This window comes from Streptomyces macrosporus (assembly GCF_039533145.1).
In the GTDB taxonomy this organism is placed as follows: domain Bacteria; phylum Actinomycetota; class Actinomycetes; order Streptomycetales; family Streptomycetaceae; genus Streptomyces; species Streptomyces macrosporus.
This window is the reverse complement of the sequence record NZ_BAAASZ010000020.1, coordinates 104,314-119,045: the sequence shown is the minus strand read 5'-3', so window position 1 is coordinate 119,045 and position 14,732 is coordinate 104,314. Positions and strand designations below refer to the sequence as shown.

Annotated in this window: 14 protein-coding genes; 4 read left to right on the top strand and 10 right to left on the bottom strand. The window is 73.5% G+C overall.

Features of this window, described 5'->3' with window-relative positions:
- Positions 1 to 7: 7 nt before the first annotated feature.
- The 8 genes from ABD335_RS12645 to hrcA all read right to left on the bottom strand — a co-directional run bounded on the left by ABD335_RS12645 (position 8) and on the right by hrcA (position 7,858).
- Positions 8 to 1,042 (bottom strand): PhoH family protein, encoded by a 1,035-nt coding sequence (locus ABD335_RS12645; protein ID WP_344322370.1) that lies wholly within the window; start codon positions 1,040 to 1,042, stop codon positions 8 to 10.
- A 171-nt stretch (positions 1,043 to 1,213) separates the two neighbouring features.
- On the bottom strand, positions 1,214 to 2,284 hold the full coding sequence (locus tag ABD335_RS12640; RefSeq protein WP_344322369.1) for a carbohydrate kinase family protein: 1,071 nt from the start codon (positions 2,282 to 2,284) through the stop codon (positions 1,214 to 1,216).
- 50 nt (positions 2,285 to 2,334) lie between these two features.
- A complete protein-coding gene (locus ABD335_RS12635; RefSeq protein WP_344322368.1) occupies positions 2,335 to 3,294 on the bottom strand; it encodes a ribonuclease Z in 960 nt (319 codons plus the stop codon).
- Between the two features lie 10 nt (positions 3,295 to 3,304).
- The gene (locus tag ABD335_RS12630; protein WP_344322367.1) at positions 3,305 to 3,682 is read right to left on the bottom strand and encodes a histidine triad nucleotide-binding protein; all 378 of its coding nucleotides are present in this window, start codon (positions 3,680 to 3,682) and stop codon (positions 3,305 to 3,307) included.
- Between the two features lie 126 nt (positions 3,683 to 3,808).
- Positions 3,809 to 4,552, bottom strand: a complete 744-nt coding sequence (locus ABD335_RS12625; protein WP_344322366.1) for a 16S rRNA (uracil(1498)-N(3))-methyltransferase — start codon at positions 4,550 to 4,552, stop codon at positions 3,809 to 3,811.
- Positions 4,549 to 5,643 carry a nitronate monooxygenase gene (locus ABD335_RS12620; RefSeq protein ID WP_344322365.1) on the bottom strand — a complete coding sequence of 365 codons (1,095 nt, stop codon included), beginning with the start codon at positions 5,641 to 5,643 and terminating at the stop codon, positions 4,549 to 4,551. The genes ABD335_RS12625 and ABD335_RS12620 overlap by 4 nt, the downstream gene beginning before the upstream one ends.
- 67 nt (positions 5,644 to 5,710) lie before the next feature.
- Entirely contained in the window at positions 5,711 to 6,841 is a 1,131-nt protein-coding gene (dnaJ, locus tag ABD335_RS12615) for a molecular chaperone DnaJ (protein WP_344322364.1), read from the bottom strand.
- Positions 6,842 to 7,858, bottom strand: a complete 1,017-nt coding sequence (gene hrcA / locus ABD335_RS12610; RefSeq protein WP_344322363.1) for a heat-inducible transcriptional repressor HrcA — start codon at positions 7,856 to 7,858, stop codon at positions 6,842 to 6,844.
- A 236-nt stretch (positions 7,859 to 8,094) separates the two neighbouring features.
- Here hrcA and ABD335_RS12605 point away from each other — a divergent pair, with 236 nt between their 5' ends.
- The 3 genes from ABD335_RS12605 to hemW are packed head-to-tail and all read left to right on the top strand — an operon-like array spanning position 8,095 to position 10,923.
- Positions 8,095 to 8,760: an MBL fold metallo-hydrolase gene (locus tag ABD335_RS12605; protein ID WP_344322362.1), complete on the top strand. Its 666-nt coding sequence runs from the start codon at positions 8,095 to 8,097 to the stop codon at positions 8,758 to 8,760.
- Positions 8,761 to 8,786: 26 nt separating this feature from the next.
- Entirely contained in the window at positions 8,787 to 9,632 is an 846-nt protein-coding gene (locus ABD335_RS12600; protein WP_344322361.1) for a DUF3097 domain-containing protein, read from the top strand.
- Positions 9,633 to 9,690: 58 nt separating this feature from the next.
- Positions 9,691 to 10,923 carry a radical SAM family heme chaperone HemW gene (gene hemW / locus ABD335_RS12595; protein WP_344322360.1) on the top strand — a complete coding sequence of 411 codons (1,233 nt, stop codon included), beginning with the start codon at positions 9,691 to 9,693 and terminating at the stop codon, positions 10,921 to 10,923.
- A gap of 229 nt (positions 10,924 to 11,152) precedes the next feature.
- Here hemW and ABD335_RS12590 read toward each other — a convergent pair whose 3' ends face one another.
- On the bottom strand, positions 11,153 to 11,419 hold the full coding sequence (locus ABD335_RS12590; protein ID WP_344322359.1) for a hypothetical protein: 267 nt from the start codon (positions 11,417 to 11,419) through the stop codon (positions 11,153 to 11,155).
- Positions 11,420 to 11,616: 197 nt separating this feature from the next.
- Here ABD335_RS12590 and ABD335_RS12585 point away from each other — a divergent pair, with 197 nt between their 5' ends.
- The gene (locus ABD335_RS12585) at positions 11,617 to 12,441 is read left to right on the top strand and encodes an SAM-dependent methyltransferase (RefSeq protein ID WP_344322358.1); all 825 of its coding nucleotides are present in this window, start codon (positions 11,617 to 11,619) and stop codon (positions 12,439 to 12,441) included.
- 100 nt (positions 12,442 to 12,541) lie between these two features.
- On the opposite strand, the gene ABD335_RS12580 is transcribed toward ABD335_RS12585, so the two are convergent.
- The gene (locus ABD335_RS12580; RefSeq protein ID WP_344322357.1) at positions 12,542 to 14,431 is read right to left on the bottom strand and encodes an AMP-dependent synthetase/ligase; all 1,890 of its coding nucleotides are present in this window, start codon (positions 14,429 to 14,431) and stop codon (positions 12,542 to 12,544) included.
- Positions 14,432 to 14,732 lie beyond the last annotated feature (301 nt).

Here is a 14,732-nt window from a genome sequence, read left to right as displayed (position 1 = left end):
GCGACCGCTACTTTCCGCGGTCGCTGCCGTTGGTCGTGCCGTTGCGGTCGTCGTAACGGTCGTAGGCGTCGACGATACGGCCGACGAGCTTGTGCCGGACGACGTCGGTGCTGTTGAGTCGCGCGAAGTGGACGTCGTCCACCCCTTCGAGGATCTCCTGCACCTGGCGCAGACCGCTCTTCGTGCCGCCCGGCAGGTCCACCTGGGTGATGTCGCCGGTGACGACGATCTTGGAGTCGAAGCCGAGCCGGGTGAGGAACATCTTCATCTGCTCGGGGTTCGTGTTCTGCGCCTCGTCGAGGATGATGAACGCGTCGTTGAGCGTCCGACCGCGCATGTACGCCAGCGGGGCGACCTCGATCGTCCCGGCGGCCATCAGGCGCGGGATCGAGTCGGGGTCGAGCATGTCGTGCAGCGCGTCGTACAGCGGACGCAGGTACGGGTCGATCTTCTCGTAGAGGGTGCCCGGCAGGAAGCCCAGCCGCTCCCCCGCCTCGACCGCGGGTCGGGTCAGGATGATGCGGTTGACCTGCTTGGACTGCAGTGCCTGCACGGCCTTGGCCATGGCCAGATACGTCTTGCCCGTACCGGCCGGCCCGATGCCGAACACGATGGTGTGCCTGTCGATCGCGTCCACGTAGCGCTTCTGGTTGAGCGTCTTGGGGCGGATCGTGCGACCGCGGTTGGACAGGATGTTCTGGGTGAGGACCTGGGCGGGCGTCTCTCCACCGTGTCCGTCCTCCGCCTCGCGGAGCATGGCGATCGAGCGCTCCACCGCGTCCTCCGTGAGCGGCTGACCGGTGCGCAGCACCAGCATCATCTCGTCGAAGAGCCGCTGGACGAGGGTGACCTCCGTCGCGTCGCCCGTGGCGCTGATCTCGTTCCCGCGCACGTGGATGTCGGTCGCCGGGAAGGCCTTCTCGATCACGCGGAGGAGGGAGTCACCGGAGCCGAGCACCGTCACCATCGGGTGCTTGGCCGGAACGGTGAACTGGGCACTCGTGTGGTTCGAACGTGCCTGGTCTGTCTGTGTCTCAGTCATGGGCCGGCTCTGTGGCCTGCGCGTCCCTCTCTGTGGCTGGCGTGCGCTTCGAGTCCAAGGGTACGCCGTGGGACCGACAGGTCAGTAGGGATTTGCCTCACGCCGCCACCGCGGGACCGCCGCGAGATCGCGGCGGGACCGCCGCGCGCCGATCCGGCCCCGCCGGGCCGTTCACACCCGCCGGAACCCGATGGTCGGCACCGCTCGGCGCAGCGGCCACGGCCGGGCGGTGCCGGGCAGCAGGGCGTCCAGGAAGGAGTAGCGGCGCAGGGCCTCCCGGTCCTGGTCGTCGAAGGAGCGGACGTGCTGCCACCAGGCCGTTATCTCGGCCCAGCCGGGGGCCGAGAGCGAGCCGCCGAACTCCTGCACCGACAGGGCGGCGGTCAGTCCCGCGAAGGCGAGCCGGTCGGCGAGCGGCCAGCCGGCCAGGGTGCCGGTGACGAAGCCGGCCATGAACACGTCGCCGGCGCCGGTGGGGTCCAGCGCCTCCACGGCGATGGCGGGCACCTCGGCGGTCTCGCCGCTGCCCCCGTCCACCGCGTAGGCGCCCTCCGAGCCGAGGGTGACCACGGCCAGCGGCACCACGTCGGCGAGCCGGTGGGCGGCGGCGCGGGGGCAGTCGGTGCGGGTGTAGCGCATCGCCTCCTCGGCGTTGGGCAGGAACGCCTCGCAGTACCGCAGGTCGGCGAGGTCGGCCGGGTCCCAGCGGCCGCTCTCGTCCCAGCCGACGTCGGCGAAGATCCGGCTGCCGCGGCGGGCCGCCGTCTCGACCCACTCCTGGCGGACGCCCGGTTGCAGGGAGACGACGCAGGCGCGGGAGGGGGGCGGCACGTCGGGGGCGGGCTCCTCCGGCGGCGGGGCCTCGTGCCCGTGGGAGACCATCGTCCGCTCGCCCTCGTAGGCCATCGAGACGGTGACCGGGGAGTGCCAGCCGGGCACGGTGCGCGACAGCGACAGGTCGATGCCCTCGCCCTGTTCGAGGGCCTCCCAGCAGTACTCGCCGTACATGTCGTCCCCGAAGGCGGCGGCGAGCCAGGTGCGCAGGCCGAGCCGGGCCAGGGCGGTGGCCATGTTGGCGACGCCGCCGGGGCTCGACCCCATGCCCCGCGCCCAGGACTCGGTGCCGCGCACGGGCGCGGAGTCCAGGCCCGTGAAGACGATGTCCAGGAAGACCGTGCCGGTCAGGTAGACGTCGCAGGGCGGGTCGTCGGGGGTGCGGAGCGAGGCGAGCGGGTCGAGCATGCGGCCAGTGTGCCCGACGGCGGGCGCACACCGGGCGGAACGGGGCGCTTTCACCGGTACGGCGGAGGCGCCCCCGTCCGTCGGGGGCCGGGGGGCGCGGGCGGTCGGCGCCGCCGGGGCATCGGCACCCGCACCAGGTCCTCGGCCACGGTCAGCTCCCCGGTGTACCCCGCCGCCCGCGCCTGCCGGACGAACTCGGCCGGGTCGTCGTAGCGCTGCGAGAAGTGCGTGAGGACCAGGTGCCGTACGCCCGCCTCCACGGCGACGGACGCGGCCTGGCCGGCGGTGAGGTGGCCGTACTCCTCGGCCAGCTCGGCCTCCGCGTCCAGGAAGGTGGACTCGATGACCAGCATGTCGCAGCCCTCGGCGAGCTCGTACACGCCGTCGCACAGCCGGGTGTCCATGACGAACGCGAAGCGCTGGCCCGGCCTGGGCTCGCTCACCTCGTCGAGGGTGACGCCGCGCAGCTCGCCCTCCCGCTGGATGCGGCCGACGTCCGGGCCGGTGATGCCGTGGGCGGCGAGCCGCTCGGGCAGCATCCGCCGCCCGTCGGGCTCGACCAGGCGGTATCCGTAGGCTTCCACCGGGTGGGAGAGCCGGCGCGCCTGGAGGGTGAACGCGGCGGTGACGGCCAGCGTGCCGTCCCCGGATATCGGCTCCTCGCGCAGCTCGACCGTCTCGCGGTAGGCCGTGGCGTACCGCAGCCGGTCGAAGAAGCGCCGCCCGCTCGCCGGGTAGTGCGCCGTGACCGGGTGCGGCACCCGGTCGAGGTTGATGCGCTGGATGACCCCGGCCAGGCCGAGGGAGTGGTCGCCGTGGAAGTGCGTCACGCACAGCCGGGTGAGGTCGTGGGCGGCCACGCCGGCGCGGAGCATCTGGCGCTGGGTGCCCTCGCCGGGGTCGAAGAGGAGGCCCTCGCCGTCCCAGCGCAGGACGTAGCCGTTGTGGTTGCGGCGGCGTGTGGGCACCTGGCTGGCGGTGCCCAGCACGACCAGTTCACGGACGGACAACGGCCTGCCCTCAGCCGGGCGGCCAGTTGAAACCGCGGCCGCCGAGCACGTGGGCGTGCGCGTGCCAGACGGTCTGCCCGGCGCCCGCGCCGGTGTTGAACACGATGCGGTAGCCCTTGCTCGGCACGTCCTCCTCGGCGGTGATCTTCTCCTGGACGGCGACCTCGCCCGCCTCGCGCAGCACGTCGGCGGCCAACTGCGGGGCGGCGGCGGCCAGCGACGCGGCGTCGGGGTAGTGCGCCTTGGGGATCACCAGGACGTGGGTGGGCGCCTGGGGGTTTATGTCCCGGAAGGCGAGGGTCGTCTCCGACTCGCGGACGACGGTCGCCGGGACCTCGCCCGCGACGATCTTGCAGAACAGGCAGTCGGCCTGTGGTTCTCCCGCCACGGTGGCGCCTCCCGCTGTGGATGGGCTTGATCCGTCGGTTACGCAGCGGATCGTACCCGCTCGGGCACCGGTCCGGCCCGGCGGGCACGGCGGGCACGGCCCGGTGCCCGCCGGAGGAGACGCCGCTCAGGACCAGCGGCCGGTCCGCCCCAGCAGCAGCGCCGCCGCGGCCGTCCCCGCCGTCGAGGTGCGCAGCACGCTCGGGCCCAGCCGGTACGGCCGCGCCCCGACCCCGGCGAAGGCGTCCAGCTCCTCCGGGGCGATCCCGCCCTCCGGGCCGACGACGAGCACCAGCTCGCCGTCCGCGGGCAGGTCGGCCGTGGCCAGCGGCTCGGAGCCCTCCTCGTGGAGGACGGCGGCGAAGGCGGCCGAGGCCAGCAGCGGGAGGAGCTGCCGGGTGCCGGCCGGTTCGGCGACCTCCGGAAAGCGCAGCCGGCGGGACTGCTTGCCCGCCTCGCGCGCCGTCGCGCGCCACTTGCGCAACGCCTTCGCCCCGCGTTCGCCCCGCCACTGCGTCACGCAGCGCGCGGCCGACCAGGGCACGATCGCGTCCACGCCCGTCTCGGTCATCGTCTCCACGGCCAGTTCGCCGCGGTCGCCCTTGGGCAGGGCCTGGACGACGGTGATCCTCGGGCTCGGCTCCGGCTCGACGCGGACCTCCGCGACGGCGACCTCCAGCCGCTCCTTGCCCTCGACGGCCGCGACGGTGCCGAGGGCCCCGGTGCCCGCGCCGTCGGTGAGGACGATCTCCTCGCCCACCCGCAGCCGCCGCACCGCGACGGCGTGCCGGCCCTCGGGTCCGTCCAGCGTCAACGTGGCGCCGGGGGCCGCCCCGGCGAGGGAGTCGGCGACGAAGACGGGGGCGGTCACGCGCCCCTCCCCGGGGCGAGCGCGGCGCGGGCCGCCGCCAGCTCGTCGGCCAGCAGCCCGACCAGCTCCCCGGCGGGCAGGGCGCGCGCCAGCCGGTGCCCCTGACCCGCCCACAGCGCCATGGCCTGCGGATCGGCGGCCGCCGCGGCGGCCGCGCGCAGCGGGGCGGTGAGGTGGTGCACCCGCGGGTACGCGGCGGGGGCGTGGGGGCCGTACTCGGCCGTGAAGCGGTTGACCAGGCCGCGCGCGGGGCGGCCGGAGAAGGCCCGGGTCAGCTCGGTGCGGGGGAACGCGGGGTCGGTCAGCGCCCGCTTGTGCAGCTCGTGCGCGCCGGACTCGGGGCAGGCCAGGAACGCCGTGCCGAGCTGTGCGGCGACCGCGCCCGCGGCCAGCACGGCGGCGATCTGCCCGCCGCGCATCAGCCCGCCCGCGGCGATCAGCGGAAGCGACACGGCCTCCCGCACCTGGCCCAGCAGCGCGAGCAGGCCCAGTCCGGCGCCGTTCGCCGCGGGGTCCGACACGGGGTCGTCGTGGTGCGTGCCCTGGTGGCCCCCCGCCTCGACGCCCTGGACGCACAGCGCGTCGGCCCCGGCCTCCTCGGCGGCCCGGGCCTCGGCGACCGAGGTGACGGTGACGGCGGTGACGGTGCCCACCTCGGCCAGGTCCGCCAGGACCCGGCGGGAGGGGCGGCCGAAGGTGAAGGAGACCAGCGGAACGGGCTCCTCCAGCAGGATCGCCAGCTTGGCGTCGTACGCGTCGTCGTCACCCCGGTCGGGATCGCCGGGCTCGACGCCGTACCGGGCGAACTCCCCCGCGAGCCGCTCGCGGTAGGCCGCCACGGCCCCCGAGCCGTCGGCGGCGGAATGGGGCATGAAGAGGTTGACGCCGAAGGGCCGGTCGGTCAGCGTCCGCAGCCGCCGGATCTCCCCGCGCATCGCCTCCGGGGTCTTGTACCCGGCGGCGAGGAAGCCGAGCCCGCCCGCCTCGCCGACGGCGGCGGCCAGTTCGGGACGGGACGCGCCCCCGGCCATGGGGGCCTGGACGACGGGATGCTCGATCCGGGAGAGGAGCCTGGTCAACGCGGAGGACATGGCCGCATCCTGCCACGCCCCGCCGAGGCGGGCGCCGCGCCCCGGCACACCCCGACGGGCCGGGGCCTCACCGCCCGTTGAACGCGTCCTTCAACCGCGAGAACAGCCCCTGCTGCCCCGGCTGGAACTGGCCCATCGGCCTCTCCTCGCCGCGCAGCTTGGCCAGCCGGCGCAGCAGCTCCTCCTGCTCCGGGTCCAGCTTGGTCGGGGTCTGCACCTCGACGTGGACGATCAGGTCGCCACGGCCGCCGCCGCGCAGGTGCGTCACACCGCGCTGGTGGAGCGGGATGGACTGGCCGGACTGGGTGCCGGGCCGGATGTCGACCTCCTCCAGCCCGTCCAGCGTCTCCAGCGGGACCTTCGTGCCCAGGGCCGCCGCCGTCATGGGGATGGTGACCGTGCAGTGCAGGTCGTCGCCGCGGCGCTGGAAGACCGGGTGCGGAACCTCGTGGATCTCCACGTACAGGTCGCCCGCCGGGCCGCCGCCCGGACCGACCTCGCCCTCGCCGGCGAGCTGGATGCGGGTGCCGTTGTCCACACCGGCCGGGATCTTCACCGTCAGGCTGCGCCGCGACCGCACGCGGCCGTCGCCGGCGCACTCCGGGCAGGGGTTCGGCACGATCGTGCCGAACCCCTGGCACTGCGGACAGGGCCGCGAGGTCATGACCTGCCCCAGGAAGGACCGGGTGACCTGCGAGACCTCGCCGCGACCGCGGCACATGTCGCAGGTCTGCACCGACGTCCCCGGGGCGGCGCCCTCGCCGTTGCACGTCGTGCAGACGACGGCCGTGTCGACCTGGATGTCCTTCGTGGTGCCGAAGGTGGCCTCGTCCAGCTCGATGTCGAGCCGGATCATCGCGTCCTGGCCGCGCCGGGTACGGGACCTCGGCCCGCGCTGCGAGGCGGTGCCGAAGAAGGCGTCCATGATGTCGGAGAAGTTCCCGAACCCCGCGCCGAAGCCGCCGCCCCGGCTCGCGCCGCCACCCATCGGGTCGCCGCCGAGGTCGTACATCTGCTTCTTCTGCGGATCGGAGAGCACCTCGTAGGCGGTGTTGATCTCCTTGAACCGCTCCTGCGTCTTCGGGTCCGGGTTCACGTCCGGGTGCAGCTCGCGCGCGAGCCGGCGGAATGCCTTCTTGATCTCGTCCTGCGAGGCATCGCGCTGCACGCCCAGGATCGCGTAGTAGTCAGTCGCCACTTACGACTCCGCGAGGATCTGTCCGACGTAACGTGCCACTGCGCGTACCGCTCCCATCGTTCCGGGGTAGTCCATGCGGGTCGGTCCGACCACGCCGAGCTTGGCAACCGCCTCGTTGCCCGAACCGTAACCGACCGAGACGACCGACGTGGAGGTCAGCCCCTCGTGGGCATTCTCGTGCCCGATGCGTACCGTCATGCTCGAATCCTTGGCCTCTCCCAGCAGCTTGAGGAGCACCACCTGCTCCTCCAGCGCCTCCAGCACCGGCCGGATGGTCAGGGGGAAGTCGTGGACGAAGCGGGTGAGGTTGGCGGTACCGCCGATCACCAGCCGCTCCTCGGGCTCCTCGACCAGCGTCTCCAGCAGGGTGGCGAGCACGGCCGAGATCGTGCTGCGGTCGTCCTGCTCGAAGGACTCCGGCAGGTCCTGCACCAGCCTGGGGACCTCGGAGAAGCGCTCGCCGACCACCCGGCCGTTGAGCCGGGCGCGCAGGTCGGCCAGCGTCGTCTCGGTGAGGGGGGCGGGGCAGTCCACCACGCGCTGCTCGACCCGCCCGGTGTCCGTGATCAGCACGAGCATCAGGCGCGTGGGCGCGAGCAGCAGCAGTTCGACGTGCCGCACGGTCGAACGGGTCAGCGAGGGGTACTGGACGATGGCGACCTGTCGGGTGAGCTGTGCCAGCAGCCGCACGGTGCGGCTGACGACGTCGTCGAGGTCGACGGCGCCCGCCAGGAAGTTCTGGATCGCCCGCCGCTCGGGCTTGGACAGCGGCTTGACGCCCGCGAGCTTGTCCACGAACAGGCGGTACCCCTTGTCCGTGGGGATGCGACCCGCGCTGGTGTGCGGCTGGGCGATGTACCCCTCTTCCTCCAGGGCCGCCATGTCGTTGCGCACGGTGGCCGGGGAGACCTTGAGGTTGTGCCGCTCGGTCAGGGCCTTGGAGCCCACCGGCTCCTGCGTGCCGACGTAGTCCTGGACGATGGCGCGCAAGACCTCGAGTCTGCGTTCGCTGAGCACTTCGGCGCACCTCCCGTCCGGCCGTGCCTTTCGTTCCTGTCCTGGCACTCTCGACAGTCGAGTGCCAGCTTCCCTGTGCCAGTGTACGGCCGGTGACCACGACCAGGGCAAGGGCGGCCGTGGAGCGAAGGTAACCCGCTCCCGTCGCCCGGCGGGCATCACCCGCCCGTTGGCGCTAGCGTCGCCGTATGAAGGCCGGATGGGAAGAGCTCGCACCGGGAGTCGTTCGTCACCGTATGCCCGGCTGGGACGAGACCGTCGGGGCCGTCGCGGGCGGCTCGGGAGTGCTCGTGATCGACACGGGCTCCTCGCTGGGCGAGGGCGCGCGCATCCGACGGCAGCTGTGCGAGCGCTTCGACCGGCACATCACCCATGTGGCGCTCACCCACCCGCACTTCGACCACGTCCTGGGCACGTCCGCCTTCTCCGGGGTGGAGGTCTACGCCGCGGTGGGGGCCGACACGTGGCTGGCGCGCTCCAAGGACGAGCTGTGGAAGGACGCCGTGCGGCACGGCGCGGACCCCGAGGAGGCGGCCCAGGCCGTCGACGTGCTCGTCCACCCGCACCACCGGGTGGTCGGCGAGCTGACGGTCTCGCTGGGCGACCGGGAGGCGGTCCTGGCCAACGTCGGTCCCGCGCACACCGCCTACGACCTGGCCGTCCTCGTCCCCGGCGTCTCCGGCGGGCGGGACGTCGTCTTCTGCGGCGACCTGGTGGAGGAGTCCGGCGAGCCGCAGGCCGGTCCGGACGCCCACCCCCTCCACTGGCCGGCCGCCGTCGACCGCCTGCTCGCCCTGGGCGGCGAGGACGCGCTGTACGTGCCCGGCCACGGCGCGGTGGTGGACGCCGCCTTCGTCCGCGCCCAACGCGACGCCCTGGCACGGCGCTTCGGCGTTTCGTGACGGCGTCCGCGTACCACAATGAGCGCATGCGCAGCAGACGGTACGACCCCGACCTGACCCCGCCGTGGAAGCGGACCCGGCCCGCGCCCGAGGTGCCCGCCGAGCCGGACCTGGTGGTGGAGGAGATCACGACCGGGTTCTGCGGGGCCGTGGTCCGCTGCGAGAAGACCGCGCAGGGGTTCACCGTCACCCTGGAGGACCGGTTCGGGAAGCACCGCGTCTTCCCCATGGAACCGCGGGGCTTCCTGCTGGAGGGGAAGGTCGTCACCCTGGTGCGGCCCCGGGCGGTCGCGCCGCCCGCCCCCGCGGCGCCCCGGCGCACGGCCTCGGGGTCGATCGCCGTGCCGAACACCCGTGCGCGGGTGGCGCGGGCGGGGCGCATCTACGTGGAGGGGCGCCACGACGCGGAGCTGGTGGAGAAGGTCTGGGGCGACGACCTGCGGGTCGAGGGCGTCGTCGTGGAGTACCTGGAGGGTGTCGACGACCTCCCGGCGATCGTGGAGGCGTTCGGCCCCACCCCCGAGGCACGGCTGGGGGTGCTGGTGGACCACCTGGTGCCCGGTTCGAAGGAGTCCCGGATCGCCGAGCGGATCACCGACGAGAACGTGCTGGTGGTCGGCCACCCCTACGTCGACGTCTGGCAGGCGGTGAAGCCGTCCGCGCTGGGCATCGACGCCTGGCCCGACGTCCCGCGCGGCCAGGACTGGAAGACCGGCGTGTGCCGGGCGCTGGGCTGGCCGGAGCACACCGGCGCGGCGTGGAAGCGGATCCTGGGGAGCGTGCGGAGCTACACGGACCTGGAGCCGGGCCTGCTGGGGCCGGTCGAGCGGCTGATCGACCACGTCACGGTGGGCGGCCCGACCGGCCCGTGAACCGGGTCCCGGCGCCGGCCCGTCCGGTACCGGCGGCCGATGTCGGACAATGGGTCCCATGCCTTCCGCACTGCCCGACGGCGAGCCCGTCCCCGCCGACGGGACGCTGCCCGCGCACGCCCTGGCGGGCGCGGCGGAGCGCCCCCTCGGCTTCTACCTCCACGTTCCGTACTGCGCGACGCGCTGCGGCTACTGCGACTTCAACACCTACACCGCGAGCGAGCTGCGCGGCTCGGGCGGCGTGCTCGCCTCGCGGGAGAACTTCGCGGACGTCCTGGTCGAGGAGGTGCGGCTGGCCCGCAAGGTGCTCGGCGACGACCCGCGGCCGGTGGAGACGGTCTTCGTCGGCGGCGGCACCCCGACCCTGCTGCCCGCCGCCGACCTGGGGCGGATGCTCGCCGCGGTCCGCGAGGAGTTCGGGCTGGCGGACGGCGCGGAGGTCACCACGGAGGCCAATCCGGAGTCCGTCGACCCGGCCTACCTGACCGGACTGCGCGAGGCGGGTTTCAACCGGGTCTCCTTCGGGATGCAGAGCGCCCGGCGGCACGTGCTGGCCGTCCTGGACCGCACCCACACCCCCGGCCGTCCGGAGGCGTGCGTGGCCGAGGCCCGGGCGGCGGGCTTCGAGCACGTCAACCTGGACCTGATCTACGGCACCCCGGGCGAGAGCGACGACGACTGGCGGGCCTCGCTGGACGCCGCGATCGGCGCCGGACCGGACCACGTCTCGGCGTACGCGCTGATCGTCGAGGAGGGCACGCGGCTGGCCCGCCGCATCCGGCGCGGCGAGATCCCCACGACCGACGACGACGTGCACGCCGACCGCTACCTGATCGCCGAGGAGAAGCTGTCGGAGGCCGGTTTCGGCTGGTACGAGGTGTCCAACTGGGCCACCTCGGACGCCGCCCGCTGCCGCCACAACGAGCTGTACTGGACCGGCGCCGACTGGTGGGGCGCGGGCCCCGGAGCGCACAGCCACATCGGCGGGGTGCGCTGGTGGAACGTCAAGCACCCCGGCGCCTACGCCCAGGCGCTCGCCGAGGGGCGCTCGCCGGGGGCGGGTCGCGAGCTGCTGACCGACGAGGACCGCCGCGTCGAGCGGATCCTGCTGGAGCTGCGCCTGGTGGACGGCGTACCACTGGACGTCCTCGCCCCGGCGGGGGCGCGGGCCGCCGAGCGGGCGCTGGCCGACGGCCTGCTGCGCCCGGAGGCGTACGAGCGCGGCCGTGCGGCGCTCACCCTGCGCGGCCGGCTGCTGGCCGACGCCGTGGTGCGCGACCTGGTGGACTGACCCGGCGGGCCGGGGCCTGTCTCCCCGATCACGGAGCACGGTCGGAGCCGGAGGAAGCCGGCCGAGGAGTGCGGCGGCGGTCGCGGCTCGGAGCGCGTGCGCCGGCGCACCGCGCAGCCGGGAGCCGTCGGTCTTCGACGAGCCGCCGCGCCGCGGCCTCCCCTCCCACGAGGTCCGGCCGCCCGCCGGCGAGCGGCGGACGTCGAACGGGTCGAGCGGAGGGACACGGCTAGGGCGTTCTCCACGGGGCCCAGGGGTCGTCGCCGTCGGTGTCCCGCCGCGCGGGGTCCGGCGGGACGGTTCGCGTCCGGGCTCCTCTCCGGCCGCGCGCCACGTCCCGCAGGAGGGCGACGGCGGCGCCGAGGAGGACCACGACGCCGAGCCCCACCCAGAGGGCCGACGCGCCCGCCCGGTACTCGCGGACGGCGCCGGCGAGGAGCAGCGTCGCGGCCAGGACGCCGAACGCCGAGATCAACGTGCTGATGCGGTGGATCACCGGCTCATCATCGGGCCCGACCGCCCTCGCGCGCACCGGCATTCGGGAAAACGGCGGGCGGGAGTCCGTCGGCCCTCCCGCGCCGCTCCCGGTGCGGGGACGGCGGCGATCGCCCCCTCCACAAGACGGTGGGGCCGCGGCTACGGTGGGCGGCCATCGCAGGCCCGCTGCACGACGCCCCGACAGGAGGCTCTCCCGTGAGTGACGCATCGCCCGCTTCCGCACGGCAGGCACCGCCCGCGATCGACACCACGGTGTCGCACGTGGCCCGGATCTGGAACCACTGGCTGGGCGGGAAGGACAACTACGAGGTCGACCGCCGGGTCGGCGACGAGATCACGTCGATCCTCCCGGACGTGCCCCGTCTGGCCCGCGCCTCCCGAGCCCTGCTCGGACGCGCCGTGCGGTACCTGGTGACCGAGGCGGGCATCCGGCAGTTCCTGGACGTCGGCACCGGTCTGCCGACGGCCGACAACACCCACGAGATCGCCCAGCGCCTCGCCCCGGAGTCCCGGATCGTCTACGTCGACAACGACCCCCTGGTGCTGGCCCACGCCCGCGCCCTGCTCACCTCCACCCCCGAGGGCGCCACCGCCTACCTCGACGCCGACCTGCGCGACCCCGACACCATCCTGGCCGAGGCCGCCAGGACCCTGGACCTCGACCGGCCCGTCGCCCTGCTCCTGATGGGGATCATGGAGTTCGTCACCGACGACGAGGAGGCGTACGGCATCGTGCGCCGCCTGATGGACCCCCTGCCGTCGGGCAGCCACCTGGTGCTGTACGACGGCACCAACGTCGTCCACGGCGAGCGGTCGGACCGGATCGTGGAGGTGTGGAACGCCTCCGGCAACGCCCCGCTCGTCCTGCGCAGCCCCGAGCGGATCGCCGCCTTCTTCGACGGGCTGGAGCTGGTGGAGCCCGGTGTGGTGGCGTGCAACCGGTGGCGGCCCGACCCCGCTCCGGACGGCGAGCCCGAGGAGGAGGTGGACGCCTTCTGCGGGGTGGGGCGCAAGCCCTGAGAGCAGGCGCCGGGGGCACGCCCCGGAGCGAGCCGCGGACGGCGGAAGGGCCGGAGGGGCGCCGGGGTCGCGGGTGCCCCTCCGGCCCTTCGGGCCGGTCCTACGCCTCGCGGGCGCCCTCGTACATCTCCTCGATGAGGTGGCCGAACTCCTTCTCCACCACGGGCCGCTTGAGCTTCAGGCTCGGGGTGAGGTCGCCGTGCTCGACGTCCAGGTCGCGCGGCAGGATGCGGAACTTCTTGATCGTCTGCCAGCGCTGGAGGCCGGCGTTGAGCCGCCGGACGTAGCCGTCGATCAGCTCGCGCACCTCGTCGGAGGCGACGATCTCCGCGTAGCTCCGGCCGCCGAGCCCGTTCTCCTGCGCCCAGCCCGTGATGGAGGGCTCGTCGAGCGCGATGAGCGCGGTGCAGTAGTTGCGGTCGGCGCCGTGCACCAGGATGTTGGAGACGTACGGGCAGATGGCCTTGAACTGGCCCTCGACCTCGGCCGGGGCGATGTACTTGCCGCCGGAGGTCTTGATCAGGTCCTTCTTGCGGTCGGTGATCCGCAGGTAGCCGTCGTCCGACAGCTCGCCGATGTCGCCGGTGTGGAACCAGCCGTCGTCCTCCAGGACCTCGGCGGTCTTCTCCGGGAGCTTGTGGTAGCCCTGCATGATGCCGGGGCCGCGCAGCAGGATCTCGCCGTCGTCGGCGATGCGCACCTCGGTGCCCGGCAGCGGCTTGCCGACCGTGCCGGTGCGGTACGCCTCGCCGGGGTTGACGAAGCTGGCGGCGCTGGACTCGGTGAGGCCGTAGCCCTCCAGGATGTGGATGCCGGCGCCGGAGAAGAAGTAGCCGATCTCCGGGGCGAGGGCGGCGGAGCCGGAGACGCAGGCGCGCAGCCTGCCGCCGAAGGCCTCGCGGATCTTGGCGTAGACGAGCTTGTCGGCGATCCCGTGCTTGAGCTTCAGCCCGGCGGGCGCGGAGGCCGTCCCGGTGCGGCGGAAGTTGTCCTGGGTGACCTTGGCGTACTCGCGGGCCACCTCGGCCGCCCACCGGAAGATCTTGTACTTGACGCCGCCGCCCGCCCGGGCCTTGGCGGCGACCCCGTTGTAGACCTTCTCGAAGATCCGGGGCACGGCGGCCATGTAGGTGGGCCGGACCACCGGGAGGTTCTCGATGATCTTGTCGACCCGGCCGTCCACGGCGGTGACGTGGCCGACCTCGATCTGGCCCGCGGTGAGCACCTTGCCGAAGACGTGCGCCAGCGGCAGCCACAGGTACTGCACGTCGTCGGGCCGGACCAGATCGGTCGCCGCGATGGCCTTGCCCATGTACGACCAGGCGTCGTGCGGCAGCCGTACGCCCTTGGGGCGGCCGGTGGTGCCGGAGGTGTAGATCAGCGTGGCGAGCTGGTCGGCGCGGATGGAGGAGACGGACTCCTTGACCGCCTCGGGGTGCTGCTCCAGATACGCCTCGCCGCGCCGCCGCAGCTCGTCCAGCGAGAGCAGCCAGCCCTCCGGGTCGCCCTCGGCGGGCACCGCGTCCTTGGACTCGATGACGACCACGTGGGCGAGGTTCGGCAGTTCGGCGCGGCGCTCGCGCGCCTTGGCGAGCTGCCGGGCGTCCTCGGCGATCAGCACCCGGCTCTCGGAGTCGGCGAGGATGTAGGCGGTCTCCTCCGCGTTGGTGCTCGGGTAGACCGTGGTGGTGGCCGCTCCGGCGCACAGCACGCCGAGATCGCACAGGATCCACTCGACCCGGGTGTTGGAGGCGATGGCGACCCGCTCCTCGGGCCTCACCCCCAGGTCCATCAGACCGGCGGCGGTCGCGAAGACCTTCCGCGCGGCCTCGCCCCAGGTGTAGGAGCGCCAGTCGTCGGGGCCCTGGCCGGAGGCGGGAGGCACGGGATAGCGGTACGCCTCCCCGTCCGGCGTGGCCTCGACGCGCTCCAGGAAGAGATTCGCCACCGAGGGCGGACGGTTCTCGATCAGGGTCTGTGGGTCGCTCACGACATCCTCCGGGGCCCGCGACGGTGCAGGGGGGTGGCTCCAAGACTCGGTGTACCGGGAGTGGTGGGGTGGTGAAGGGGGGTGTTCGAGGTCTGTTCTGTCCGTACTTGCCTGTGTGTGATGCGTAACCCGCGAGTAACAACCGAGTGGGTGATCAGACTAAAGGGGAAGGCTGTGGCGTGAAAGAGCTCGCGCCCGGCCTCCCCGAAGCCGTGACCTCCGCGATACATACCCGACATACCAAGTGGTCTGTCCGGTGATCCGCCGCGGATCGAGAGGACACGGGGGCGTCCGCCGGCCG

Excerpts from the sequence above, each read along its gene's own strand:
- ABD335_RS12600 (WP_344322361.1), top strand. The coding sequence starts at position 8,787 with ATGCGCAGCAGACGGTACGACCCCGACCTGACCCCGCCGTGGAAGCGG.
- hemW (WP_344322360.1), top strand. The coding sequence starts at position 9,691 with ATGCCTTCCGCACTGCCCGACGGCGAGCCCGTCCCCGCCGACGGGACG.
- ABD335_RS12640 (WP_344322369.1), bottom strand. The coding sequence starts at position 2,284 with ATGCTCGACCCGCTCGCCTCGCTCCGCACCCCCGACGACCCGCCCTGC.
- ABD335_RS12605 (WP_344322362.1), top strand. The coding sequence starts at position 8,095 with ATGCCCGGCTGGGACGAGACCGTCGGGGCCGTCGCGGGCGGCTCGGGA.
- ABD335_RS12645 (WP_344322370.1), bottom strand. The coding sequence starts at position 1,042 with ATGACTGAGACACAGACAGACCAGGCACGTTCGAACCACACGAGTGCC.
- ABD335_RS12620 (WP_344322365.1), bottom strand. The coding sequence starts at position 5,643 with ATGTCCTCCGCGTTGACCAGGCTCCTCTCCCGGATCGAGCATCCCGTC.